At 70.8% G+C, this 24,658-nt stretch carries 18 protein-coding genes; 11 read left to right on the top strand and 7 right to left on the bottom strand.

The window, feature by feature from the left end; genetic code table 11:
* Positions 1–161 precede the first annotated feature (161 nt).
* From OG214_RS15500 to OG214_RS15490, 3 genes are all read left to right on the top strand, one after another.
* Complete coding sequence (locus tag OG214_RS15500; RefSeq protein WP_405985079.1) at positions 162–1,916, top strand: protein kinase domain-containing protein; 1,755 nt, start codon at positions 162–164, stop codon at positions 1,914–1,916.
* 106 nt (positions 1,917–2,022) lie between these two features.
* Positions 2,023–3,639, top strand: a complete 1,617-nt coding sequence (locus OG214_RS15495) for a succinic semialdehyde dehydrogenase (protein WP_405985078.1) — start codon at positions 2,023–2,025, stop codon at positions 3,637–3,639.
* Positions 3,640–3,670: 31 nt separating this feature from the next.
* Positions 3,671–5,611: a GMC oxidoreductase gene (locus tag OG214_RS15490; protein WP_405985077.1), complete on the top strand. Its 1,941-nt coding sequence runs from the start codon at positions 3,671–3,673 to the stop codon at positions 5,609–5,611.
* 138 nt (positions 5,612–5,749) lie between these two features.
* Here OG214_RS15490 and OG214_RS15485 read toward each other — a convergent pair whose 3' ends face one another.
* Both OG214_RS15485 and OG214_RS15480 read right to left on the bottom strand, forming a co-directional pair.
* Positions 5,750–6,796, bottom strand: coding sequence for an LAETG motif-containing sortase-dependent surface protein (locus OG214_RS15485; RefSeq protein ID WP_405985076.1), 1,047 nt, complete (start codon positions 6,794–6,796; stop codon positions 5,750–5,752).
* Positions 6,797–7,395: 599 nt separating this feature from the next.
* A complete protein-coding gene (locus OG214_RS15480) occupies positions 7,396–7,722 on the bottom strand; it encodes a chorismate mutase (RefSeq protein ID WP_405985075.1) in 327 nt (108 codons plus the stop codon).
* 323 nt (positions 7,723–8,045) lie between these two features.
* Between OG214_RS15480 and guaA the strand changes: the two genes are divergently transcribed.
* From guaA to OG214_RS15465, 3 genes are all read left to right on the top strand, one after another.
* Positions 8,046–9,632, top strand: coding sequence for a glutamine-hydrolyzing GMP synthase (gene guaA, locus OG214_RS15475; RefSeq protein ID WP_363080407.1), 1,587 nt, complete (start codon positions 8,046–8,048; stop codon positions 9,630–9,632).
* 118 nt (positions 9,633–9,750) lie between these two features.
* The gene (locus OG214_RS15470; protein WP_383031969.1) at positions 9,751–11,016 is read left to right on the top strand and encodes a hypothetical protein; all 1,266 of its coding nucleotides are present in this window, start codon (positions 9,751–9,753) and stop codon (positions 11,014–11,016) included.
* A gap of 194 nt (positions 11,017–11,210) precedes the next feature.
* A complete protein-coding gene (locus OG214_RS15465) occupies positions 11,211–11,729 on the top strand; it encodes a DoxX family protein (RefSeq protein WP_363080405.1) in 519 nt (172 codons plus the stop codon).
* Positions 11,730–11,885: 156 nt separating this feature from the next.
* Here OG214_RS15465 and OG214_RS15460 read toward each other — a convergent pair whose 3' ends face one another.
* Positions 11,886–13,232, bottom strand: coding sequence for a PspC domain-containing protein (locus OG214_RS15460; protein ID WP_405985074.1), 1,347 nt, complete (start codon positions 13,230–13,232; stop codon positions 11,886–11,888).
* A 315-nt stretch (positions 13,233–13,547) separates the two neighbouring features.
* Here OG214_RS15460 and OG214_RS15455 point away from each other — a divergent pair, with 315 nt between their 5' ends.
* On the top strand, positions 13,548–14,849 hold the full coding sequence (locus tag OG214_RS15455) for a PspC domain-containing protein (RefSeq protein WP_363080402.1): 1,302 nt from the start codon (positions 13,548–13,550) through the stop codon (positions 14,847–14,849).
* A gap of 46 nt (positions 14,850–14,895) precedes the next feature.
* On the top strand, positions 14,896–15,621 hold the full coding sequence (locus tag OG214_RS15450; protein WP_363080401.1) for a response regulator transcription factor: 726 nt from the start codon (positions 14,896–14,898) through the stop codon (positions 15,619–15,621).
* Positions 15,622–15,674: 53 nt separating this feature from the next.
* Here OG214_RS15450 and OG214_RS15445 read toward each other — a convergent pair whose 3' ends face one another.
* Both OG214_RS15445 and OG214_RS15440 read right to left on the bottom strand, forming a co-directional pair.
* Positions 15,675–16,052 (bottom strand): hypothetical protein, encoded by a 378-nt coding sequence (locus OG214_RS15445; RefSeq protein ID WP_363080400.1) that lies wholly within the window; start codon positions 16,050–16,052, stop codon positions 15,675–15,677.
* Positions 16,053–16,246: 194 nt separating this feature from the next.
* Positions 16,247–17,287, bottom strand: coding sequence for an NlpC/P60 family protein (locus OG214_RS15440; RefSeq protein WP_405985073.1), 1,041 nt, complete (start codon positions 17,285–17,287; stop codon positions 16,247–16,249).
* 250 nt (positions 17,288–17,537) lie between these two features.
* On the opposite strand from OG214_RS15440, the gene OG214_RS15435 reads away from it, so the two are divergent.
* Together OG214_RS15435 and OG214_RS15430 are read left to right on the top strand one after the other, a co-directional pair.
* Complete coding sequence (locus OG214_RS15435) at positions 17,538–17,660, top strand: hypothetical protein (RefSeq protein WP_405985072.1); 123 nt, start codon at positions 17,538–17,540, stop codon at positions 17,658–17,660.
* Positions 17,661–17,730: 70 nt separating this feature from the next.
* Positions 17,731–18,516, top strand: a complete 786-nt coding sequence (locus OG214_RS15430) for a formylglycine-generating enzyme family protein (RefSeq protein WP_405985071.1) — start codon at positions 17,731–17,733, stop codon at positions 18,514–18,516.
* Here the strand turns inward: OG214_RS15430 and OG214_RS15425 are convergent.
* A complete protein-coding gene (locus OG214_RS15425) occupies positions 18,492–19,703 on the bottom strand; it encodes an NlpC/P60 family protein (protein ID WP_405985070.1) in 1,212 nt (403 codons plus the stop codon). The two genes, OG214_RS15430 and OG214_RS15425, sit on opposite strands and share 25 nt — an antisense overlap.
* 520 nt (positions 19,704–20,223) lie before the next feature.
* On the opposite strand from OG214_RS15425, the gene OG214_RS15420 reads away from it, so the two are divergent.
* Positions 20,224–22,878 carry an ATP-dependent DNA helicase gene (locus OG214_RS15420; RefSeq protein ID WP_405985069.1) on the top strand — a complete coding sequence of 885 codons (2,655 nt, stop codon included), beginning with the start codon at positions 20,224–20,226 and terminating at the stop codon, positions 22,876–22,878.
* A gap of 166 nt (positions 22,879–23,044) precedes the next feature.
* Here the strand turns inward: OG214_RS15420 and OG214_RS15415 are convergent, their stop codons facing one another.
* Positions 23,045–24,499 carry a peptidoglycan DD-metalloendopeptidase family protein gene (locus OG214_RS15415; RefSeq protein WP_405987514.1) on the bottom strand — a complete coding sequence of 485 codons (1,455 nt, stop codon included), beginning with the start codon at positions 24,497–24,499 and terminating at the stop codon, positions 23,045–23,047.
* Positions 24,500–24,658 lie beyond the last annotated feature (159 nt).

Below are 24,658 nucleotides of genomic sequence, written 5' to 3'. Positions count from 1 at the left end.
CCGTACACCGATCCCGTGCGCCGGCAAGCGCCGGCAACTCACCTCGTCCGCCGTGAGGTTCATGTTCACATGCACGTTTACTTTCTCTCCCACTGTCACGGCTCTGCATCTGCTCCGCTTTCACGCTGGCGACCGCGACCACTCTTCGTAAGGATGTGCGCATGACCAACGACGGGGGAGTCGGCGGACGGGTGGACGAGCCGACCAGTTACGCACTCCAGCCACCGAATCCCGCACAGGTTCCGATTCCTCCCCAGGGCGCGCCGCAGGGCGCGCGAGAGGCCGTACCGCAGGCCGTACCGCAGGCCGTACCGCAGGCCGTACCGCAGGCCGTACCGCAGGCCGCGTCGCACGTCGCGACGGCGGGTGCCCCGGTGGGCGATCCGGCCGTGGGGAGGCTGCTCGGTGGCCGGTACCGGCTGGTCTCCCGCCTCGGGCACGGCGGTATGGGCACGGTCTGGCTGGCGCACGACGAGGTCGTGGACCGCGATGTGGCGGTCAAGGAGCCGCGCGTTCCCGACCACTTGAGCGATCGCGACCGGGACCGCGTCTATCTGCGGATGCAACGGGAGGCGCGTTCCGCCGCCAAGATCGACCACCCCTCGGTGGTCACCATGCACGACGTGGTGATCGAGGACGCCAAACCGTGGATCGTGATGGAGCTGGTGCGCGGTCAGTCGCTCGCCGACCGGCTCCAGGAGGGCACGCTCGACCCGCGCGAGGCCGCCCGTATCGGACTCGCCGTACTCGACGGGCTCACGGCGGCGCACGAGAAGGGCGTACTGCACCGTGACGTCAAGCCGGACAACGTTCTGCTGGGCCGTGGTGACCGGGTCGTTCTGAGCGATTTCGGCATCGCCCAGATCGAGGGCGAGCAGGGGCTGACCGAGACCGGTTCGTTCGTCGGCTCGCCCGAGTTCATCGCGCCCGAGCGGGTGCTGGGACAGCGGCCGGGACCCGAGTCGGACCTGTGGTCGCTTGGGGTCGTGCTGTACGCGGCGGTCGAGGGCATGTCCCCGTACCGCCGCTCCAACGTCCCCGCCACGCTTCAGGCCGTGCTCTCCGCCGAACCGCAGATGCCCGCCCGTGGATCCGGGGCCCTGGGCACACTGGTGATGCAGCTTCTGCGCAAGGACCCGGCCGAGCGGCCGGACGCGGCGGAGATCCGGGCGGTCCTCGACTCGGTGATACGGCCGCCGACCCCGCTCGTCCCGACACAGCCCAACGGTGGCGGGAGCGGTGGCAGGGGCGGCGGCTGGGGACCCGGTGGTGGGCAGCGGCCGACGGGCGCCGCCGCGTGGGTGCCGCCGGTGCTGTACGGCAGCCGCGCGGCGCGGTACGGACTCGGCAGCGGGGTACTCGCCGTGGCGCTCGCCCTGTTTCTGATCCTGGCCGATCCGTTCGGGGGCGACAAGCTGCCCGAGGGCTGGGGAATCCGTCCGGAGAACGAGATCCTCGGCGCCAAGATCGGGGTCCCCGACGAGTACAAGCGCACCCAGAGCACCAATGGCACCGGCGTCACCTACCAGGACCCCAGCGGTGTCTTCTCCATCTACGCGGAGCGCGTCCAGCAGCAGGCGGACGACGAGGACATCCTCGCGCCGAGGCCGACCGTCTGGAAGGCGCACTACGAGCGTGGTGGATCGAACGGCATGGAGATCAAGGACGCCGAGGTCACCAACAAGAACATCGTGCACCAGGGCAAGGAAGGCTTCGAGACCGTTGTCGACTTCACGCCGTACAGCGCTTCGGACGACGACCCGATCCGCTACCGCTGGCACGAACTCGTCATCCCCGGTGAGAACAATGTCTATCTGCGGCTGCGGGTGGCCATGCCCGCGGAGGGCGCGGCGGTGAAGGACGGCGAGGAGCTGTACGCGAACGTCGTCGACCATCTCGACACCGGGCAGTCGTAGGCCGGCGAGCACACGGCGAGCACACGGTGAGTGACCGACGGGCGGCCGGTGAAAAGGTGTTACCGGCGGGTACCCAAAGCCCGCCACGCGCCCTACCCTCGGCCTCATGACGGACTCGCAGGCTCCCGGCGCGGGCGCCGGTACCAACCCCGTGGCAGCCGCCCCGGCCGGCGCGCGCACCGCGGCCGATGTGGTCACCCCCGAGGTGGTCGCCCAGCTCACCCATGGTGTCGTCGGTTCCCGCCGTACCGCCAACCACACCCCCCTCACCGGGGAGAAGCTGGCGGACCTGCCCGAGTCGACCCCCGAGGACGTGGCGACCGCCTTCGAGCGGGCCCGTGCCGCCCAGCCCGGCTGGGCCGGCCTCCCGGTACGGCGGCGGGCCGCCGTACTGCTCCGCTTCCACGATCTCGTACTGGAGCGCCAGGCCGAGGTGCTCGATCTGATCCAGCTCGAAACCGGCAAGGCCCGGCTGCACGCCCATGAGGAGGTCCAGGCCGTCGCCGTCGCCGCCCGCCACTACGGGCGCTCGGCGGGCTCGTATCTGCGGCCGAAGCGCCACACCGGGGCCATTCCGGTCCTCACCAAGGTCACCGAACTCCGTCAGCCGCGCGGGGTCGTCGGCCAGATCGCCCCCTGGAACTACCCCCTCGAACTCTCCGTCGGCGACGCCCTGCCCGCGTTCGCCGCCGGTAACGCCGTGGTGATGAAGCCCGACACCGGGACCGCGCTCACCGCGCTCTGGGCCCGCGATCTGCTGATCGAGGCCGGACTGCCCGCCGAGGCATTCCAGGTGGTGCTCGGCGAGGGTCCGGTCGTCGGTCCCGAGATCGTCAGGCACGCCGACTACGTCTCCTTCACCGGCTCCACCCGTACCGGCCGTGAGGTCGCCAGGGGCGCGGCGGACCGGCTCGTCGGTGTCTCGCTCGAACTGGGCGGCAAGAACGCCATGCTGGTCCTGAAGGACGCGGATGTGGAGAAGGCCGCGGCGGGCGCGGTGCGCGCCTGTTTCTCCTCCGCGGGCCAGCTCTGCGTCTCCATCGAGCGGCTGTACGTCCACGAGTCGGTGGCCGACGCGTTCATGGCGCGGTTCGCCGCCCGTACGAAGGCGATGCGGCTCGGCAACGCGCTCGCCTACGGCGCGGACATGGGCTCCCTCGTGAGCGGGCGCCAGCTCGCGACGGTCACACGCCATGTCGAGGAGGCCGTCGCCAAGGGCGCCACGGTCGTCGCGGGCGGTGTCGCGCGCCCCGACATCGGCCCGCTCTTCTACGAGCCGACCATCCTCGAAGGCGTCGAGGCACCGATGGCGGTCTGTACGGAGGAGACGTTCGGCCCGGTCGTGTCCGTCTACCGGTTCGGCGACGAGGACGAGGCGATCCGGCTCGCCAATGCCACGCCCTACGGCCTCAACGCCGGTGTGTGGACGAAGGACGCGGGACGCGGTCACGCGGTGGCGGCCCGGCTGCGGGCCGGCACGGTCAACATCAACGAGGGGTACGCGGCGGCGTACGGCAGTGTGCGGGCGCCGATGGGCGGCATGAAGGACTCCGGGCTCGGCCGGCGGCACGGCGCCGAGGGCATCCTCAAGTACACCGAGGCCCAGACCGTCGCACAGCAGCGGATCATGCCCCTCGCCCCGTCCTTCGGCATGAGCGACGAGAGGTACGCGGCCTTCATGAGCCGCAGTCTGCGGGCCATGAAAGCGCTGGGGCTGCGGTAGTTCGACCGGTCGTTCTCGATGAGGAGAGCCAGTGCGACAGAACAGCCATGCCCGGAATCAGGGCGACGCCGGGAACGACGCCGAGTACGACGCCGAGTACGACTACGACGTGATCGTGGTCGGTTCGGGTTTCGGGGGCTCGGTCTCCGCGCTGCGGCTGACCGAGAAGGGGTATCGCGTCGGTGTCCTGGAGGCGGGCCGCCGCTTCACCCGCGAGACCCTCCCCAAGAGCTCCTGGGACATCAGGAACTACCTCTGGGCACCGGCCCTCGGCCTCTACGGCATCCAGCGGATCCATCTGCTCGGCGATGTGATGGTGCTGGCGGGCGCCGGGGTCGGCGGCGGCTCGCTCAACTACGCCAACACGCTGTACGTACCGCCCGCCGCGTTCTTCGAGGACCCCCAGTGGGCGGCGATCACCGACTGGGAGCGGGAGCTGAGGCCGTACTACGACCAGGCCCGGCGGATGCTCGGCGTACGGCTCAACCCGACCATGACCCCCTCGGACGTCCATCTCAAGGCGGCGGCCGAGGCGATGGGTGTCGGCGACAGCTTCCATCCCGCGCCGGTCGGTGTCTTCTTCGGGGACGGCGAGGACGCCGACGGTACGGCGAGAGCCGAGCCGGGCGCGGCCGTCGACGATCCGTACTTCGGCGGGGCCGGGCCCTCGCGCAGGGCCTGCACCGAGTGCGGCGAGTGCATGACGGGGTGCCGGCACGGGGCGAAGAACACCCTCGACGAGAACTATCTCTATCTCGCCGAGCGGGCGGGGGCGGTCATCCACCCGATGACCTCGGTGATCGCGGTGGAGGAGGAGACGGACGCCGGGGAGAGGGCGGGGGAGGGTGCTGCGGAGAAGGCGGGGGAGAGGACGGAGGCGAAGGCGTGCGGCTTCCGCGTGACCACCGTCCCCACGGACGCCCGCCGATGGGGTCGCCGGCCGGGCCGGCGGGGCCGCGACCGTACGCGTGTCCTGCGCGCCCGCCAGGTCGTGATCGCGGCGGGTACGTACGGCACGCAGACCCTGCTGCACACGATGAGGGACCAAGGCCTGCTGCCGCGTGTCTCCGCGCGGCTGGGCGAGCTGACCCGTACCAACTCCGAGGCGCTGGTGGGCGCGCAGACCGGCAACCGGCGCTACCGCGCGCGGCACGGCGCGGCCAGGGCCGACTTCACGCGGGGCGTCGCCATCACGTCCTCGGTCCATCCGAACGCTTCGACGCATATCGAGCCGGTGCGTTACGGCAAGGGCTCCAACGCGATGGGCGCGCTGTCCATCGTCCAGGTCCCGGTGAGCGACCGTCGTGTACGGGCCTGGCTCGGGAACGCGGCGAGGCACCCGCTGTGGCTGCTCCGCTCGCTCTCCAACCGCCGCTGGTCGGAGCGGACCATCATCGGTCTGGTCATGCAGTCGCTGGACAACTCGCTGACGACGTACCGCAGACCGGGCGGACCGGGAAAGGGCCTGCTCACCGCGCGCCAGGGGCATGGCGCCCCCAACCCCAAGCAGATACCGGAGGCGACCCGGGCCGCGACGCTCATCGCCGAGGAGATCGACGGCTTCGCGGGCAGCAATGTCGGTGAACTGCTGGGGACACCGCTGACCGCGCACTTCCTGGGCGGATGTGTCATCGGGGCCTCGGCGGAGGAGGGCGTGATCGACCCGTACCACCGGCTGTACGGACACCCCGGTATCTCGGTGGTCGACGGCTCGGCGGTCTCGGCGAATCCGGGCGTGAATCCGTCCCTGACGATCACGGCCCAGGCCGAGCGCGCGATGTCCTTCTGGCCGAACAAGGGCGAGCCGGATCCCCGCCCCGAACAGGGCGCGGGCACCGCGTATGTGCGTCCCCACCCGGTCGAACCGGTGTCCCCGGCGGTTCCGGCGGAGGCGTTCGGCGCGCTGAGGCTGCCGTTCCTGGGCATACCGACGGTCCCGCCGAAGCGGATCTTCCCGCCGAAGCGGATCTGAGAAGCGGCCGTGGGCATCGCGGCCGTGCATGCCGTGGACGTGGGTGCCCTGGACGTCCTGGAAGCCGTGGACGCGCCAGAGGCGCTGCACCCCCCTCCGAGTGCAGCGCCTCTGGCGTGTATGCGGGCCGTACGCGGGTTACGCGACGGCGCTGCCCTGGCGGCGCCTCAGCGCGAACACCACACCGGCACCGGCGACGATCGCGATCGCGCCGGCCATACCGATGACGGGCACCATCGAGGACGATCCGGTCTCGGCCAGGCTGCCCTGCGGCTTGATCTCGTTGTCACCCGTGGGCTTGGGGAGCGGCTTCTTGCCACCCTCCTGCGGCTCGGCCTCGTTGGGCTCGCCCGGATCCGCACCGGCGCCGAGGATCTCGAACTCGTAGAAGGTGTCGTTGTCCTCGATGACGCAGTTGCCGTCGGAGTCCGAGTGCAGACCGATACTGAAGACGACACCGGGACCGGCCGGGGCCGACTTGGCCACGCTCAGCCGCAGATCGATGGTGTACGACTGCTTGGCCTTGACCTCGGTGTAGCCGATGTAGCCGTAGTTCTCGTCCTCCTCGTCGAGGGAGATGTCCTCCCACACACCCGACTCGGGGTCCTTGAACTGGAGCGCCAGATACCGGTCCGTTTCCTGGCCTGTCTCGTCGCCCGGCTCCTCGTCGACGAGCCGGCTCGCGAAGACGCCGAAGTCGACGCGCTTGAAGTCCTCGTCGCTCTTGTTCGTGACGTTGAGCTTGAGGGCGTGGAAGCCGCTGCCCGCGACGATCTTCTCGGGCAGCCCGCTGACGGCGGTCCGGAGGTCCTTGCCGAAGATGACCTCCCCGTTCTCGTCCAGGCAGCCCGCCGGTCCCTCGCTCGGCTCGTCGCTCGGGCTCGCGCCGGGAGTGGAGGGAACGCTGGTCCCGGTCGCGGGCGGGGAAGAAGCCGGCGTGGAGCTCTCCGAGGTGGCCGGGCTCGACGGCGTACCGCTCGTGGCGGGCGGCGGAGCCGAGGGCGTGCCGCTCTCCGAGTCCTCCGGGGCCGGAGACGTGGTGCTCTCGGAAGGACTCGCGGAGGGTGACTCGGTCGTGGTGACCGTGCCGTCGCCGTGCGCGTACGCGGCCGGCGCCGAGAAGAGCGCGGCGGGCGCGATAACGGCGGTCGCGGCGGCGACGGCCATGGCACGGCGAAGCTTCATGAGACCTCAGGGAAATCCGGCGCACCGCGCGGGCGCGGTACGGAGTCGTTGGGCCTTCCCGGATATGGAGGTCGCAGGTGAGGCCGGTCATTACGCAAGCAAGACCCGTGACATGGGGCGATGGTTGCAGCCGACTTCACAGAATCTTTAAGTGGCCTGTGTCACATGTTCAGTCGTAGTCGTACGTGTGTCCACAGACGGGCCGTGCGTATGCGTCGGCCGCGCGTATGCCGCGCATGTGTCGACAGACGGCCGAGCGCCGAGGACCGAGCGCCGAGGATCGAGCGCCGAGGATCGAGGATCGAGGATCGAGGCGAGGACCGAGGGGGGAGCGGGTTCGAAGCTCGCCGGGCGGTCGGTCCGGGCGTCCCCGGAACCGACCGCCATGGGGTGACCGGGCTGCTGTCCCCTGCCTACCGGTCACGAACGCCGGGACGAGGTCCCACGACGTATCTGCGGTACGTCGCACGCCCCGGCGGTGGCCACGCGTGGTTCTCTGCCATCTCTGCGAGCCCGCCCCTGGGTGGCACGGACGCCTGGTCCAACGAGGCCCTCGCGGGTCCGGTCACGCGCCGTACGGGTGAGAGCCGTACCCGAACTCAGATACGGCCCCGGCTCAGCTCCAGCAGGGTCATCGCCAGGGCCGTGCCCGGCTTGCCGAGGGCCTCCCGGTAGCGGCCGAGGATCTCCATCTCACGGGAGAGATGGACGCGGCGGCCCCCGGAGGTGATCCGGGCGTCCTGGACGGCGGCCGAGACCGCCATCCGTTCCTGGACGAGACCGATGATCCGGTCGTCCAGCGCGTCGATCCGTTCCCGCGCGCCGCCGATCAGCGTGGCGGCCTCGTCCGTACGCGCGCCGGTGGAAGCGGTCGAGGAGGCGGTGGAGGTGGTTGAGGTGGAGGTGGCGGTGGAGGTGGTCTTCATCTCGGGGTCCTTGTCGGGAGTGCGGTGCGCCCCGAAGGTCGTACGGCCCCGAACGCGACAGACGCCCCGGGCCTTGTCGGCCCGGGGCGCCTGGGAAGTCGCGTGTCAGTTCAAGCAGCACGACCATGGCAGCCGGACGGGCCGGTGCCATAGGTAAAGACGAAGGTCTGCTGCTCGCGCATGCCGACAGTATGGACCCGGCGCCCCCGCGCGGGTCAAAACGGGCCGGATGGTGAGACGTATCGGCGGCCCCGGCCCGTCGTCGCTCCCCGTTAGAATCGAGACAACCAGAACCCATGTAAGTAACGCCGGAAGGCCGCCCCGTGCCAGCAGCGCCCCCCGCCGCCGCCCCCGATGTCGTCCTCGTCGTCGACTTCGGTGCGCAGTACGCCCAGCTCATCGCCCGACGCGTCCGCGAGGCCCGGGTCTACAGCGAGATCGTCCCGTCCACGATGCCCGTGGCCGAGATGCTGGCGAAGAAGCCCAGGGCGGTCATCCTCTCCGGCGGCCCGTCCTCCGTCTACGCGGAGAAGGCTCCCAGCGTCGACAGCGCGCTCTTCGAGGCCGGCGTCCCGGTCTTCGGTATGTGCTACGGCTTCCAGCTGATGGCGACCGCGCTCGGCGGGACCGTCGACAACACGGGCGCGCGTGAGTACGGCCGTACCCCGCTGCATGTCTCCAAGACCGGTTCCACCCTCTTCGAGGGCACCCCGGCCGAGCAGGCGGTCTGGATGTCGCACGGCGACGCCTGTTCCGCCGCGCCCGCCGGGTTCACCGTCACCGCGTCCACGGACGTCGTGCCCGTCGCGGCCTTCGAGAACGACGAGAAGAGGCTGTACGGAGTCCAGCACCACCCCGAGGTGATGCACTCCACCTACGGTCAGCAGGTCCTGGAGCACTTCCTCTACCGGGGCGCCGGTATCGAGCCGACCTGGACCACCGCCAATGTGCTGGACGAGCAGATCGCCCTCGTCCGTGAGCGGGTCGGCACCAAGCGCGCCATCTGCGGTCTGTCGGGCGGCGTGGACTCGGCCGTGGCCGCCGCGCTGGTCCAGCGGGCCATCGGAGACCAGCTCACCTGCGTCTATGTCGATCACGGTCTGATGCGCAAGGGTGAGACGGAGCAGGTCGAGAAGGACTTCGTCGCCGCCACGGGCGTCCAGCTCAAGGTCGTCGACGCGCAGGAGCGCTTCCTCGCCGCGCTGGCCGGGGTCTCCGACCCCGAGCAGAAGCGGAAGATCATCGGCCGTGAGTTCATCCGGGTCTTCGAGCAGGCCCAGGCCGAGATCGTCGCCGAGGCGGGCGCGGAGGGCGAGGACGTCGCCTTCCTCGTACAGGGCACGCTCTACCCGGACGTCGTCGAGTCGGGCGGCGGCACCGGCACCGCCAACATCAAGTCCCACCACAATGTCGGCGGGCTTCCCGACGACATCGAGTTCGAGCTCGTCGAGCCGCTGCGGCAGCTCTTCAAGGACGAGGTCCGGATGGTCGGCCAGGAGCTGGGCCTGCCGGACGAGATCGTCCACCGCCAGCCCTTCCCCGGCCCCGGGCTCGGTATCCGTATCGTCGGCGAGGTCACGCGCGAGCGCCTCGACCTGCTGCGCGAGGCGGACGCGATCGCCCGCGAGGAGCTGACCGCGGCCGGTCTCGACCGTGACATCTGGCAGTGCCCGGTGGTCCTGCTCGCGGATGTACGGTCCGTCGGCGTCCAGGGCGACGGACGGTCGTACGGTCATCCGATCGTGCTGCGCCCCGTCTCGTCCGAGGACGCGATGACCGCGGACTGGACGCGGATGCCGTACGACGTGCTGGCCCGGATCTCCACCCGGATCACCAACGAGGTCGCGGATGTGAACCGCGTGGTCCTCGATGTGACGAGCAAGCCGCCGGGCACCATCGAGTGGGAGTGACCGCGCGAGCGGTGGCGACCACGGCCGGACCGATTGCGCGCGTACCTCACTCCGTACGGCACAATTCCCAGGCGTAGCAAGGAAGTTCGTGGGCGGGGCGGGGAAGGCGGCATTCGGCGTGGCTGTGCAAGTGGCAAGAGAGGGCGCGCACGGCGGGGGCTGTACGTGCGGCGACTGCCCGCACGGAGCGCGCGAGGGGCATCGGCGTGCCGTGGCCGCGTTCCTGGCGAAGCGGGACGAACTGGCCGCGGGGCACGGGCTGCCGGTCGCGGTCGCGCACTCCGCGGGCGCCTCCCGGCAGTGGGTGTCGGACGAACTCACCCAGTCCGCGCGGGCGGTGGCCGATCGCAGCCGCGAGGCGGGGGACGCCTGGCTGCACTCCGTCTGGCGGCACACGCTGCTGGTGGTGTGGGGCGCGGTCGTGGCGCTCGCGCTGGCACAGACCGCGACCGCGATCGGGGCCGGCTGGAGCGCCGCCCGTACGGCCGGACTGGTCGCCGCGCTCGTCGTCGCGGGGCTGCTGACCGTCGCGGCCCGGCTCCACCGCGCCCGTGGCGGACTGCTCGCACCGCTGATCGGTGAGGACAACCGGCTGTCCACCTCACGGACCATCGCCTCCGCCTGGGTGCTGCTCGTCGTCTTCTCCGTGCTCGTGCTCGCCCTCCAGCTCGCGGGCGCCTCCGGACACGGCCGGCGCGACGAACTGATCGCCGGGCTCGATCTGGCCCGGGGCGCGGGCATGGTGACGGTCCTGGCCGTGGTGTGCGGGATCGCCGTGGTCGTCCGCCGGGTGGTGTCCGTACGCGTACTGGCCCAGCGGCTCCAGAAGGTACGGGCCGAACGCCCGCGGCTGGCCGATCTGCTCTGTGACGACGGCGGGCGCGGCAGCTTCACCGATGTGCAGTACGCGGTGGTCAATGTCGTCGCGCTCCTCTTCTCCGGTGTCCGTCTGGCCCGGCGGCCCGAGCAGCTTCCCGATCTGCCCTGGGCGCTCGCCCTGCTGGTCGCCGTCTCCGCCGCCACCTACTTCGCGGGCAAGTACGCGGAGGGCGGGCGGCCCCTCGTCCTCTCGGTGGTACGGGCCAGGGAGGCGGGCGACCTGGACGCCCCCATCCGTACCGGCGACGACATCGAGATCCGCGGCGCCGGTTTCGTACCCCCCGGCGCGGGCACCCCGGACCGGCTGGCCCGGATGGTCGTGCGGATCGGCTCCGTCCATGTGCATGTACCGCTGGTGCCCGTGCCCGGCGGCTTCGCCAATCCGTCGGACACCTGTCTCACCGTGCCCGTACCGGTCGATGTGGAGCCGGGTTCCGTCGAGGTGCAGGTCGTGACCGCGGCGGGAGTGGAGACCAACCGCGTGATCGTCGAGGTCATGGACTGACCGCGTCGGACCGACCGCATCGGTACGTATCTTGAGCGCTGTTGTTCAAACCCTTCACAGGCATGGCCGATTTCTGAGGTCCGGCGGCTGGTTCACTGAGCGCCGGACGGGTCGTATCCGTATGGATGGGCAAGGGCACACGGGAGCAGCGGCTCCCGTGGCAGCGGTGTGGGACAGGGAGAGGCGGACCGGCGATGACGTATGGCTACCGGACGGACACCTATGGACAGGTCGGCGGTGAGCGGCGCGGCTGGCGGGAGAACGCCACACGCTTCGCCCTGCTGCCGTTGCGGATCTTTCTCGGCGTCACCTTCATCTACGCGGGAATCGACAAACTGACCCAGGGCGGATTCTTCTCGGCGACCGGCCCGGGGTCGGTCGGCGAGCTGATGCGGGGGGTCCGGGACAGCTCGGCCATCCCCGCGCTGGTCGATCTCGCGCTCAAGAGCCCCTCGGGGTTCGGGTACGCCATCGCCATCGGTGAACTCGCCGTCGGCCTGGGCACGCTCTTCGGGGTGCTGGCCCGGCTCGCCGCGTTCGGCGGTGCCCTGATCTCGCTGAGCCTATGGCTGACCGTGAGCTGGCAGAGCGACCCGTACTACTACGGCAACGACCTCGCCTATTTGATGGCCTGGCTGCCGCTGGTGCTCGCCGGCGCTCCCGTCCTCTCCCTCGACGCCCTCCTGGCCGACCGGCGGCGACGTATGAGGTAGTCGGCGGCGGAGACGCAGGAGGCCAGGAAGAGACCGCCGAAGACCACCGGGAACGCGGCGTACCACGGTGTGTGCCAGGAGCCCGCCGCGTCACCGGCGTACGCGACCGCCGCGCCCAGCACCGCCAGTCCCGCGATCAGCCGGCCGGGACGGATCTCATGACGCAGCACGGGTCACCTCCACCTGGCCGAGGCCGACTTCCAGCTCCAGATCCAGCGTGCCGGCCGGGGCCGACCCCGCGCGCGGGGTCAGCGTGCGCTGCCGGGACCGGTCCGGGGCTATGTCCACATCGTTCGGCGGGTCTCCCGGCAGCCGGACATCCCCGAGCCCCGCCTGGGCACGCAGTCTCACGGTCACTCCTCGCGGTACGACGACCTTGAGCTGCCCGGCGCCCACCTCGGCGGACGTACTGACGGTGCGGCCCTTGGGTACGGAGAGCCCGGACAGGTCGAGTGTGCCGACGCCCGAGCCCAGCTCGTACCGAGGCTGCACCGCGGCGACCGAGACGGGCGTCCAGTGCTGACGGCCCCACTCCGTGGTGATGTTCTTCGGAACGGCCGACGCACCCGCGAGCAGCCCGGCGGTGACCACCGTCAGAAAGATCGTCCCGACACCGGTGCGGCCCAGGAAGGCGCTGACCGCGAGACCGATCCCGAAGACCGCGAGCGCGCAGGCCAGTCCCGTCTCGACGCTCGTACCGAACGGCTGGCTCTCCCACGACAGGCCCGTGCCGAGCCCGCCCGCGATGAGCGCGAGCAGCAGGACGCTGCCGCCGATCCCGTGCGACCCCTCGGGGCGCGTCGGGCGCGTGGAGGTGGCCGAGCGGTGCCACGACCGGTCCGCGCCGCTCCCGCTGTCCTCAGGACCCCACAGATAGACCCCCACGGCCGGGCCCGTGGTGCCGTCCTTGACTATCGGGTCACGCCACCACGAGTGGATGCCGGGTATCGGCGGCGCCATCGTCTCCGGAGGGGCCTCCGCCACGGCCTGCGCCGTCGCCGGGTCGAGCGCCGCCCCGTCGGGCACGGCGGCCCGGCGACGCTGCGACCACACGGCGGAGCCCACGACGGCGAGCGACAGCATGGCGGCGAAGCCGAGGGTGCCGTCATCGCCCAGCATGGACAGGAACAGTCCGCAGCCGATCAGCGCGAGCAGCACGGCGATCAGCGAAGCCCCGTCGACCCGTCCCGACAGCAGTCTGCGGGCCTCGTTCTCCTCCTCGCCGTCCAGCGGGATCAGCAGCCACGCGAAGCCGTAGAAGATCAGCCCGATCCCGCCGGTGACCGTGAGCACCCCGACGACGATCCGGAAGATCACCGGATCCACGTCGCAATACCGCCCGAGCCCGCCGCACACACCGGCGAACACCTTCTGGCGCGGGCTGCGCTGAAGCTGAGGAGGCGCGAGAGGCGGCGGCGCGGAGCCCGGGGCGGATGCGGAAGCGGACGCCGGGGGCGGCGCGGCGGCCGACGCGGAAGGCGGCGGGGCCGACGGCTGGGTCATATGTCCATGGTGACGGTCCGTGTCCCGCGCCTCCAGCCATCCCGACCCTGGGCTCACCCTGATATTGGTCCCGGGGTGGCTTCGGGGATCATGGACGTTTGCGTGTGCGCCGTTCCGGAGGGACGAGTCCCCGCAGGAACCTTCCCGCGCCATCCAGGGGTGCGGAGCGTCACAGCCCTGAGGTCCGGCACTGCCGCGACTCCTGGGTTCCGCACCGTTACGGCCCCCTGGATCCGGGACCGGTACGGCATCAGGGTCGCGTCAGGGGTCCGACCCTGATGTCCCCCCACACCCCGCCATGTGACCATCGAAGGCATGCCAGCCGCCCCGCCCCGCCCCACCGCGCCCTCCGCCGCCCGTGCCCCGGCGCCGGAGGAGCCGCCGACGCGCAAGCTGTACCGCAGCGCCGACGGCCGTCTTCTCGGCGGTGTGGCGCGCGGTCTCGCCGGGCATCTCGGGCTGCCGGTCGTCTGGGTACGGCTCGTCTTCCTCGGTCTCTTCTTCACCCAGGGTCTCGGCGCGCTGCTCTACGCCGTCTTCTGGATCGTCGTCCCGCTCGGCGTCGGCGGCACGGCGGTCGAGTCACGCTCCGTCTTCGAGATCAGCCCCGACGGCAGGCGCCGGCTCCGCAAGCCGGACAAGGGCCAGGTCTTCGCACTGATAGCCCTGGTGATCGGCGCCGGCGTCTTCGTCGGCAACGTCAGTTTCGGCCGCAGCCACGCCGACCGCTACATCTGGCCCCTGCTGCTGACAGGCGCGGGCGTCGTCCTGGTCTGGCGTCAGGCGGACAACGCGCGCCGCGCCCGCTGGACCGAGGTCGGCCGCCGCCGAAGGCTGTTCCAGCTCGCGCGCACCCTCGCGGGAGTCGCCCTGGTCGGTCTGGGCCTCGCCGTCTTCATGGTGGTGCGCGGCTCGGCGGCCCAGCTCGGCAACGTGCTGACCGGTGCCATCGCCGTCGTCGCCGGGGTCGCGCTGCTCGCCGGGCCCTGGCTCGTACGGATGACACAGGACCTCTCGGAGGAGCGTCTGATGCGCATCCGCGCCCAGGAGCGCGCCGAGGTCGCCGCGCATGTCCATGACTCCGTGCTGCACACCCTCACCCTGATCCAGCGCAATGCCGACGAGCCGGGCGAGGTCCGCAGACTCGCCCGCGCCCAGGAGCGTGAGCTGCGCGCCTGGCTCTACAAGCCGGAGGGCCGGGGCAAGGACGAGGAGGACGAGCCCACCACCCTCGCCGAGGCGGTGAAGCGGACGGCGGCCGAGGTGGAGGACCACCACGGGGTGCCGATCGAGGTCGTGGTCGTCGGCGACTGCCCGCTCGACGAGAAACTGGCGGCACAGATGCAGGCCGCACGCGAGGCGATGGTCAACGCCGCCAAGTACGGTGGCGATGGGGGCGCGGTGCAGGTCTTCGCGGAGGTGGAGGGCCGTACGGTCTTTCTCTCCGTACGGGACCGCGGCCCCGGGTTCGACGTGGACGCGGTGCCGGCCGACCGTATGGGCGTACGGGAGTCGATCATCGGCCGGATGCAGCGCAACGGCGGGACGGCGCGGCTGCGTTCGGTGCCGGGCGGCGGCACCGAGGTCGAGCTGGAGATGGAGCGGGCGGACGGATGACCCGTGTCCCGCGCGGTGACCACTACCAGGACGAGGGGCAGAGACCATGAGCGAGGGCGTACAGGCCGAGGGCAATCCGGCGGACAGCGGCGGGGGCCGGGCCGGGGACGGCCGTCGTGTACGGGTCGTGCTCGTCGACGACCACCGGATGTTCCGTACCGGCGTGCAGGCGGAGATCGGCCGTACCGAACAGACCGGTGTCGAGGTCGTCGGTGAGGCGGCCGATGTGGACCAGGCGGTCACCGTGATCACGGCGACCCGCCCCGAGGTGGTGCTGCTCGACGTCCATCTGCCGGGCGGGGGCGGTGTGGAAGTGCTGCGCCGCTGCGCGCCGCTGATGGTCGCGGGCGAGAATCCGGTGCGCTTCCTGGCGCTGTCGGTCTCCGATGCCGCCGAGGATGTCATCGGGGTGATCAGGGGCGGCGCCCGCGGCTATGTCACCAAGACGATCACCGGCACCGATCTGGTCGACTCGATCTTCCGGGTGCAGGAGGGCGACGCGGTCTTCTCGCCCCGGCTGGCCGGCTTCGTCCTCGACGCGTTCGCGTCGACGGACGCGCCGCCGGTGGACGAGGACCTGGACCGGCTCACCCAGCGGGAGCGTGAGGTGCTGCGGCTGATCGCCCGGGGATACGCGTACAAGGAGATCGCCAAGCAGCTCTTCATCTCGGTGAAGACCGTGGAGTCGCATGTCTCGGCGGTCCTCAGGAAGCTCCAGCTCTCCAACCGGCATGAGCTGACGCGATGGGCGACGGCGCGCAGGCTGGTCTGACGGGGACGCGCGGGCCGGTCCAACGCCGTCCTGGGGCGCCGTACGCATGTGCCCTACGAGCAGTGCCACTCGGTGACGTACGTCCTGTCCCCGTGCTCCAGCAGGCCGCGTACGCACTCTCCCGGCGCGGTCCTGAGCGTGCCGCTCAGCGCGGCCCGCCCGCCCTGGGTGCGCTGGGTCCCGAACCAGCCGGGGAACGCGACGATCCGGTCGTCCTTGCGCTGATAGCCGAGGCGTACGGCGGTGCCGGGCCGGTCCGCGTGCTGGACGTACCACGTGGTGAACCGGCCCGAACCACCGATCGGGCCCTCGATGCAGAGCCGCCCGTTGGAGAGATCGCCGCAACCCTCGGGCGTGACGCCGACGGGGGCCAGGACGAAGAGCGCGCCGACGGTGAGGACGGACGCGGTGACGGCGGTGGCTCGTCTCACGGCTTCCCTTTCACGGCCGACGGCATACTGCTGCTCATCGTGGCGTGAAGGGTGGGGCGGGGCACCCCGGAAGGTCCGTCCTGGTTACGCGTCGGCCCGTCCGGATCAGCCGTGCGGCCCTGCCCGGTACGCGGGCGTCCCAATCGCGTGGCCGTCCCGATCGCGTGGCCGTCCCGGTTACCCGGGCGTCCCGGTTACGCGGGCCGGGCGGCTCCCGCGAACGGCATCTGGTCGATCGGCGCCAGCCGCACCGCCGAGCCGGGGCGCGGGGCATGGATCATCTGCCCCCCGCCGACATAGATCCCGACATGGCTGACACCGGAGAAGAAGAACACGAGATCACCGGGGGCGAGCCGGTCGCGTGTGACGCGCTGTCCCGCGTTGATCTGCGTGTACGTGGTACGGGGAAGGGATACGCCCGCCGCGCGCCAGGCGGCCTGGGTCAGCCCCGAGCAGTCGAAGGAACCGGGCCCGGTCGCGCCCCAGACGTACGGCTTGCCGATCGCCCCGTACGCGAAGGCGACGGCCGCCGCCGCGCGGGAGTCCATCGCCCCCACCGCGCTGCCGGCCGCCCCGCCAGGCCCGTACAGTCCCGTTTCGCCGTCCTCGCCGTACCCGGTGCGCTGCGCGGGGTCCAGCCGGTCCAGAAGCCGCCGTGCGGAGTCGAGCTTCGCCTCGATGGTGGACTTGTGGCGGGCCAGCTCCGACCGGCGGGCCCCGAGCTCGTCGAGCCGTCCGTCGGCCCGGCTGCGGAGCTGGGCGATCGCGGCGAGTTCCTTGCGGATCCCGGCGGCCATGGCGGCCTGACGGGCTCCGGCGCGTTCGGCCAGTCCTGCGCGTTCGAGGAAGTCGTCGGGCCTGGAGCTGAGCGCGAGCTGTACGGCGGGGTCGAGGCCGCCCGTGCGGTACTGCGCGGTGGCGATCGAGCCGAGCGCGTTGCGTGAGACGTTGAGCCGGTCCGTTCTGCGGGTGGCCTCGTCACGCAGCCGCGCCAGCGAGGCCCGTGCCTCGTCCGCCTTCTCCTTCGCCCCGTTGTACCGCTCGGTGGCGACCTCGGCCTGCTCGTACAGGCTGTCGATCTCGGCCTTGACCTGGGCGGGGGTGAGCTGGGGCTCCGCGTGCGCGGGAGCGCCCGAGGCGGTGGCGGTCGCGGCGCCGGCGAGGGCGAGGGTGAGGGCGGTGCGGCCGGCCGGACCGGTGAGCCGGCGCTGCTTGCGTTTTCGGTGCGCTGCCACGAGGGCGTCCACTTCCTTGAGTTCCTGGGTTCCTCGGACCCGTACGGTCCGGGCCCGGCGGTACGAGTCGACCGCCTGGAGAGGGACGCTATGGCGCAAGGTCACAGCCCGGTGTCGGCATGGCCGCTATTGGCTGGAGGTGAAGCTTCCGAAGCGCTTTGTGATCACCACGATCCGGGCGGAACGGTGCCCTTCCGGTCCGACCCGGCCGAAAGGGAAAGAGAGCCCCACCTCACCTCGGAGAGGTGATATGGCCCCCGTTAGGCTCCGGCCATGGACGTACTCATCGAAGGGCCTGTTCGGCGCCGTCGGCAGTCTGGCCGTCGGCGGTCTGACGGTGGTCAATATCCTCATCGCCACGGTCTGGACCTGACGGCGTGGACGCGAGTGCCGTGAACGACGCGAGCGCCGTGAGTGCCGTAAGTGACGGGAGTGCCGTGAGTATGAGCGCGGCGACCAAGATGATCACCGTCCCGCCGGGGCGGGTGACACTGTCGGACCGGCGGACACGGCGAAGCTGGACGGTCGAGCTCGCGCCCTACCGGCTCGGGGCGTTCCCGGTCACCCAGGCGTTGTACGCACGGATCACCGGCGAGCGGCCCGGCACCGCCCAGGGGGACCGGTTGCCCGTCGAGAGCGTTTCCTGGTCGGACGCGGTCCGGTTCTGCAACGCCCTGTCCCTGAACGACGGGTTCACACCCGTCTACCGCCTCCACGCCGGGGCCGAGGCGGAGGCCGAGGGCAGCGGCGAGGGCGTCGAGTGGGACGCGTCCGCCGACGGCTACCGGCTGCCGACCGAGGCCGAGTGGGAGCACGCCTGCCGGGCCGGTACGAGCGGCCCGGGTTACGGGCCGCTCGACGAGATCGCGTGGTACCGCGACAACTCGCACGGACGGATCCACGACGTGGGCGGCAAGCGCGCCAACCCGTGGGGCTTTCACGACATGCTCGGCAACGTCTGGGACTGGTGCTGGGACGTCTACGACGCCGAGGTCTACGGCACCTACCGGGTGCTGCGTGGCGGTGGCTGGTTCGACGAGCACTGGAGCTGCCGGGCCTCCGCCCGCCGACGCAGCCACCCGAGCTTCCAGGTCGACGACGTGGGCTTCCGTGTAGCGCGTTCCGTCGTGGATCGAACCGATCGAGCTGATCGGACAGATGAGACGGATCAGGTGGATCGGACGGATCGGGCGCGTGGAACCGATCAGGCCGGGCGGACGCTCCCGTAGATCGGCATGTAGTAGATCGACTCCTCGCGGACGTTCGCGCCCGGCTTGGGGGCGTGGATCATCATGCCGTCGCCTATGTAGATGCCGACATGGCTGATGTCGTCGTAGAAGAAGACCAGATCGCCGGGGAGCAGATCCCCCGTCGCGACGCGCGTGCCGGTCTCGACCTGCTCCCAGGTGGTGCGCGGCAGTTGCACGCCCGCTTCCCGCCAGGCGGCCTGGGTCAGGCCCGAGCAGTCGTACGAACTGGGGCCCGACGCGCCCCAGACGTACGGCTTGCCTATCTGCGCGCGTGCGAAGGCGAGCACCTTCGCGGCCTTGGTGGCGTAACCGCTGTCGGCGGATCCGGATCCGGATCCGGATCCGGATCCGGAGCCCGTTCCCGTGCCCGAATCCGTACCCGCGCCCGTACCTGTGCCCGTACCGGTCGCCGGGGACTGAGCCTGCTGCCGCTCTCGCTCGCGCTCGGCCTCCGCCTGGGCGCGGGCCTCCTCCTTGGCCTTCGCCTCCGCCTTCCGGCGGGCCTCCTCTCCCTTCTTGCGCTCCAGCGCCGCCAGCCGCTCCTGCTCCTCCGCGGTCAGCCGCGACAGCAGCGCACGGGCCGTCCCGAGCTTCTTCTGTACGTTCTCCTTGCTGGTCCGCAGCGTGGCCTGCGACTCGGTGAGCGACTCCAGGCTCTTCGTCGCCTCCGCCCGCTCCTTCGCCGCCGCGGCCTGCTGCGCCTGGTAGTCGGCGAGGACGGCGCTCTGACGGTCCGACAGCCGGTCCATCATCTGCGTCTGCTCGAAGTACGCCTGCGGGCTGTCGGAGAACAGCAGGGCGGCGGTCTGGGTGAGCCCGCCCTCGCGGTACTGCTCGGCCGCGAAGTTGCCCAGCGTACGGCGGGCCTCGTTCAGCTTGTCCGCGCGCTTGGCGACCTCGTCCAGCACCCGGCCCACGGCGCGCTTCTGCTTCTCCGTGGCTTCCTTCGCCTTGTTGTACTGCTGTGTGGCGCCGCCGGCCTGGCGGTACAGATCGTCGACCTTCTTCTGCACCTCTTCGACGGACGGCCGGGGTTCGGTGGGCGCGGCGTTCGCGCTCTGCGCCGAGAGCAGCGTGACCGAAGCGAGGGCGGCCGTCGTGATCCCGACGGCGGGGGAGTTGGTGCGTACTCCGCTACGGGTGCGCGACTTGCGATGCGACGCCAAGGCCAGCATCTCCTTCCGTCGAACTTCCCTATGGAATGTCCGATTTCGGCATAGGCCGCCCGCTCGGCGCGGGTCGCCTTCGGGGGTACGGGGTGCCTGACCGAGCACGCTAGCCAAAGTGTGGTCCTCATGTGAAGGACGATGGTCGATATGCCCGATACATTTTCGTGACCATTTGCTCATGCGACGGGGGAAAGTGTTTACGGAGGGCCGGCGCGGGGTCGGACAGGGGTTTTCGTCACACCGTGTGACCGGACGGGGACTTCCCGACTTTCCAAGGCGGGCGCGGGCTGTCAGTCCGGCGTCCCAGGTCCTGTCCGGTCGGTCTTCATGGATCAGCCCGGGGCGGCTGGTGGAGGGGGTACCTCCCGTGCCGTTCAGGCTACGGGGGAGCATCGCAAGGCGGAGGATCGTCCTCGTACTGGACGTACTTGGACGACTCCGACAACGCGGCGAGGTGCCGTGCCAGGCGTTCCGGGCCCATGAAGACCGACCGGACAGGGCCTAGACTCGGAGAGCGATGAGCAGCCTCTTTGACGACAGTTTCCTGGCGGATCTCCAGCCCTCCGGCGACGAGCACCCACCGCCGCCCGAGGACCACGACGAGCATGCCCGGGAGGCGGTGCCCGACGATCTTTTCGACGGCGCGTTCGACGCACCGCCGGCGCGCGATCCGTATCACCGCGGCGGCTCCCCGCGTACGGTCGTGGACCCCGCCGCGCTGCTCGAAGGGCTGAACGAAGAACAGCGCGCGGCCGTTGTGCACATGGGATCGCCCCTGCTCATCGTGGCCGGGGCCGGCTCGGGGAAGACCCGGGTCCTGACCCACCGGATCGCGTATCTGCTGGGCAACCGCGCCGTTCACCCCGGCCAGATACTGGCGATCACCTTCACCAACAAGGCCGCGGGCGAGATGAAGGAGCGGGTCGAGCAGCTCGTCGGACCGCGCGCCGGTGCCATGTGGGTGATGACCTTCCACAGCGCCTGTGTACGGATCCTGCGGCGCGAGTCCAAGCGGCTCGGGTTCACCTCGTCGTTCTCGATCTACGACGCCGCCGACTCCAAGCGGCTCATGGCCCTGGTCTGCCGTGATCTGGACCTCGATCCCAAGCGCTATCCGCCGAAGTCCTTCAGCGCCAAGATCTCCAATCTGAAGAATGAGCTGATCGACGAGGAGACCTTCGCCGACCAGGCCTCCGACGGGTTCGAGAAGACGCTCGCCGAGGCGTACCGGATGTACCAGGCACGGCTGCGCGAGGCCAACGCCCTCGACTTCGACGACATCATCATGACCACCGTCCATCTGCTCCAGGCGTTCCCCGATGTGGCCGAGCACTACAGGCGGCGCTTCCGCCATGTGCTGGTGGACGAGTACCAGGACACGAACCACGCCCAGTACACACTCGTACGCGAGCTGGTGGGCCCCTCCGGCGCGGGACCTTCCGGCGCGGGACCTTCCGGCGAGGAGCACGACCCGGCGGAGCTGTGTGTCGTCGGTGACGCGGACCAGTCGATCTACGCCTTCCGTGGCGCCACTATCCGTAACATCCTCCAGTTCGAGGAGGACTATCCGGACGCGACCACGATTTTGCTGGAGCAGAACTACCGCTCCACGCAGACGATCCTCAGCGCCGCCAACGCGGTCATCGAGCGGAACGAGAGCCGCCGTCCGAAGAATCTGTGGACCAGGGCCGGCGCCGGTGCCCAGATCACCGGCTATGTCGCGGACACCGAGCACGACGAGGCGCAGTTCGTCGCCGACGAGATCGACCGGCTGACGGACGCGGGTGAGGCCAAGGCGGGTGATGTCGCGGTCTTCTACCGGACGAACGCGCAGTCGCGTGTCTTCGAGGAGATCTTCATCCGGGTCGGCCTGCCGTACAAGGTCGTCGGCGGAGTGCGCTTCTACGAGCGCAAGGAGGTCCGCGATGTGCTGGCCTATCTGCGGGTGCTGGCCAACCCGGAGGACAACGTCCCGCTGCGCCGCATCCTCAATGTGCCCAAGCGCGGTATCGGGGACCGCGCGGAGGCCATGATCGACGCCCTCGCGCTGCGGGAGAAGATCACCTTCCCGCAGGCGCTGCGCCGGGTGGACGAGGCGTACGGCATGGCGGCCCGCTCCGCCAACGCCGTGAAGCGCTTCAACACGCTGATGGAGGAGCTGAGTACGGTCGTCGAATCGGGCGCCGGGCCCGCGACGGTGCTGGAGGCCGTGTTCGAACGGACCGGTTACCTGGCGGAGCTTCAGGCCTCGACCGATCCGCAGGACGAGACCCGTATCGAGAACCTCCAGGAACTGGCGGCGGTGGCGCTGGAGTTCGAGCAGGCGCGCGCGCAGGCCGCCGGCGCGACGGGCGACGGTGCGGCGGGCGACGGCGCGGGTGCGGGCGACGGCGCGGGTGTGGGCGCGGACGCCGGTGCGGCGGCTGCCGGGGATGCCGGTGCCGGTGCGGCCGCTGGTGGCGGCGCGGCTGCTGGTGGCACTGGCGCCGGCGCGACCGGCACGCTCGCCGAATTCCTGGAGCAGGTGGCCCTCGTCGCCGACTCCGACCAGATCCCCGACGAGGACGAGGACGGCTCCGGCGTCATCACGCTGATGACCCTGCACACCGCGAAGGGCCTTGAGTTCCCCGTGGTGTTCCTGTCGGGCATGGAGGACGGCGTCTTCCCGCACATGCGCGCGCTCGGCCAGACGAAGGAGCTGGAGGAGGAGCGGCGGCTGGCGTATGTCGGTATCACGCGCGCCCGCGAGCGGCTCTATCTGACGCGCTCGTCGATGCGGAGCGCCTGGGGGCAGCCCTCGTACAACCCGCCGTCACGGTTCCTGGAGGAGATCCCGGGCCACCATCTGGAGTGGAAGCGCACCGGAGCGCAGATCCCGGCGGGTCCGACGTCCGGGATCGCGTCCTCGTTGTCGGCGGCCTCGGGTTCCGGGTCCGGTTCCGGATCCTCGCGCACCAGGTCCGGCGGCCCTTCGGGCTTCGCCACACGGCGTACGACCGACCGGCCGGTGATCTCGCTGGCGGTCGGCGACCGTGTCACGCACGACCAGTTCGGTCTGGGCACGGTGACGGCGGTGACGGGGACGGGCGCGGACACCCAGGCGACGGTCGACTTCGGGGACACCAAGCCCAAGCGGCTGCTGCTGCGGTACGCGCCGGTGGAGAAGCTTTAGCCGACGGACCCTGGTCCGGCCTGGTCCCGGGCCCGGCTCGGGCCCTGGTCCGGTCCTGGCGGGCCGGACCACGGTGGGAGGAAAGCGGAAAGCCCCTCGGTGCGGAGAACCGAGGGGCTTTGTGCCTTGTGCTTCGTGCTCTGTGCGTGCGTGCGTGCGTGCGTGTCTAGGTGGGGTCGAGGCCGTGGCTGCGGAGCCAGGACAGCGGGTCTATCGCCGAGCCGCCACCGGGACGTACCTCGAAGTGCAGGTGGGGGCCGGTGGAGTTGCCCGAGTTCCCCGAATAGGCGATCACATCACCGGCCTTGACCGTACCGGAGCGGATCTTCGTGCTGCTGAGATGGCAGTACCACGTCTCGGTGCCGTCGGCCGCGGTCACGATCGCCATATTGCCGTAGGCGCTGTTGTACTGCGTGCGTACGGTGCCGTCGGTCGCGGCCATCACCGGTGTGCCGTACGAGACGGGGAAGTCGATCCCGGTGTGTACGGACATCCAGTTGACGCCGGCCTGGCCGTAGTACGCGCTGAGGCCGTGCATGGCCACGGGAAGGGCGAACTTGGGGCGCAGGGCCTCCTTGCGGGCGGCTTCGGCCGCGCGCTGCTTCCGCTCCGCCTCCTGCCGCTCCTTGAGGTCGATGCGCTCCTGCGTACGGCTGGCGCGGTCACCGAAGTCACGGGCGTCGGCACTGAGGGCGGCGAGCTGGGTGTCCAGCTTGTTGTTCGCGGCGACGGGCTTCACGGAGCCGGGATCGGCGGCCGTCGCCGTGGTCTTGGTGTCGTCCTGCGTCTCCTCCGCGCCGAGGCCGCCGACGGAGGCGGCGGCGATACCGGCGACGCCCATCACACAGGCGGAGGGCACGGCGACGGTGAGGAGTGCGGAGCGCTTGGCGGGGGTACGGCGGCGGCCACGGCTGCCGTTTCCACTCCCGCCTGCCCGGCGTACCGGGCGAGATGTCACGGGCGTCACGGTTATGGCGGGCACGGTCATGGTCGGGGCCATGTGCAGTGAGTCGACCTCGGGGTCGAACTCGCCGTCGGCGTCCGCCCCGGTCCTCGGGCCGTCGCGGTCGTCGGCCTCGTAACCGGGCTCCGCCTCGAAGCCGTCGGCGGGTTCGGGCTCGGGCCCGGGGGCGCCGTACTCGGCGTCGGGGTCGAACTGGTCGGGGTCGTACGGGGCCTTCGTGCCGTACTGACCGTCGGCGTCGTAGTGGCCGTCCGTGCCGTACTGGCCATCGGTGCCGTACTGACCGTCCGGGGTGTACTGCCCCTCCGCGTCGTACTGGCCCTGCTCCGGATCGGCCGTCGTGCCCGCCGAGTTCCACGCGGTGGCGTCGTACGCGTCGGTGTCGAACGAGGGCGCCATCCACACCGCGGTCGGTTCGTATCCGACGGGGGCGGCCGTGAACTGCTCGGGGTCGAACGGGGCGGTCTCGAACTGCGCGGCCTGCCGCGCCGGGTCGAACGGCGCCGTCGCGGTCCCGCCCGACGCGTCGTATCCGAACGGCGCGTTCTCGAACTGCCCCGGGTGGCCGGTCCCGTTGAGCTGGTTCGCCTGGCTCCAGGCGTCGGCGTCCCACTGGCCGGTCAGGTCGGGCTCGGCCGCCGGGGCGGGGACGCCCATCGACGGCTGGTAGTCCGCCGGCTGCTGATAATCCGCCGACGGGTGGTAGCCGGTGCCGCTGGTGGTGACATTCGCCCACTGGCCGCTCGTGTCGTACTGCGGCGTGGCGTACGCGTCGTATCCGGCCGTCTGGTGCTGCTGCGCGCCGCTGTCCCACTG

The organism is Streptomyces sp. NBC_00872, assembly GCF_045161915.1.
GTDB lineage: Bacteria > Actinomycetota > Actinomycetes > Streptomycetales > Streptomycetaceae > Streptomyces.
The sequence above is the reverse complement of the archived record's forward strand: the minus strand, read 5'-3'. Positions and strand labels throughout refer to the sequence as shown.

Excerpts from the sequence above, each read along its gene's own strand:
- OG214_RS15500 (WP_405985079.1), top strand. The coding sequence starts at position 162 with ATGACCAACGACGGGGGAGTCGGCGGACGGGTGGACGAGCCGACCAGT.
- OG214_RS15495 (WP_405985078.1), top strand. The coding sequence starts at position 2,023 with ATGACGGACTCGCAGGCTCCCGGCGCGGGCGCCGGTACCAACCCCGTG.
- OG214_RS15485 (WP_405985076.1), bottom strand. The coding sequence starts at position 6,796 with ATGAAGCTTCGCCGTGCCATGGCCGTCGCCGCCGCGACCGCCGTTATC.
- OG214_RS15480 (WP_405985075.1), bottom strand. The coding sequence starts at position 7,722 with ATGAAGACCACCTCCACCGCCACCTCCACCTCAACCACCTCCACCGCC.
- OG214_RS15465 (WP_363080405.1), top strand. The coding sequence starts at position 11,211 with ATGACGTATGGCTACCGGACGGACACCTATGGACAGGTCGGCGGTGAG.
- OG214_RS15460 (WP_405985074.1), bottom strand. The coding sequence starts at position 13,232 with ATGACCCAGCCGTCGGCCCCGCCGCCTTCCGCGTCGGCCGCCGCGCCG.
- OG214_RS15455 (WP_363080402.1), top strand. The coding sequence starts at position 13,548 with ATGCCAGCCGCCCCGCCCCGCCCCACCGCGCCCTCCGCCGCCCGTGCC.
- OG214_RS15450 (WP_363080401.1), top strand. The coding sequence starts at position 14,896 with ATGAGCGAGGGCGTACAGGCCGAGGGCAATCCGGCGGACAGCGGCGGG.
- OG214_RS15435 (WP_405985072.1), top strand. The coding sequence starts at position 17,538 with ATGGCCCCCGTTAGGCTCCGGCCATGGACGTACTCATCGAAGGGCCTG.
- OG214_RS15430 (WP_405985071.1), top strand. The coding sequence starts at position 17,731 with ATGAGCGCGGCGACCAAGATGATCACCGTCCCGCCGGGGCGGGTGACA.
- OG214_RS15420 (WP_405985069.1), top strand. The coding sequence starts at position 20,224 with ATGAGCAGCCTCTTTGACGACAGTTTCCTGGCGGATCTCCAGCCCTCC.
- OG214_RS15415 (WP_405987514.1), bottom strand. The coding sequence starts at position 24,499 with ATGGGCGTCCCCGCCCCGGCGGCCGAGCCCGACCTGACCGGCCAGTGG.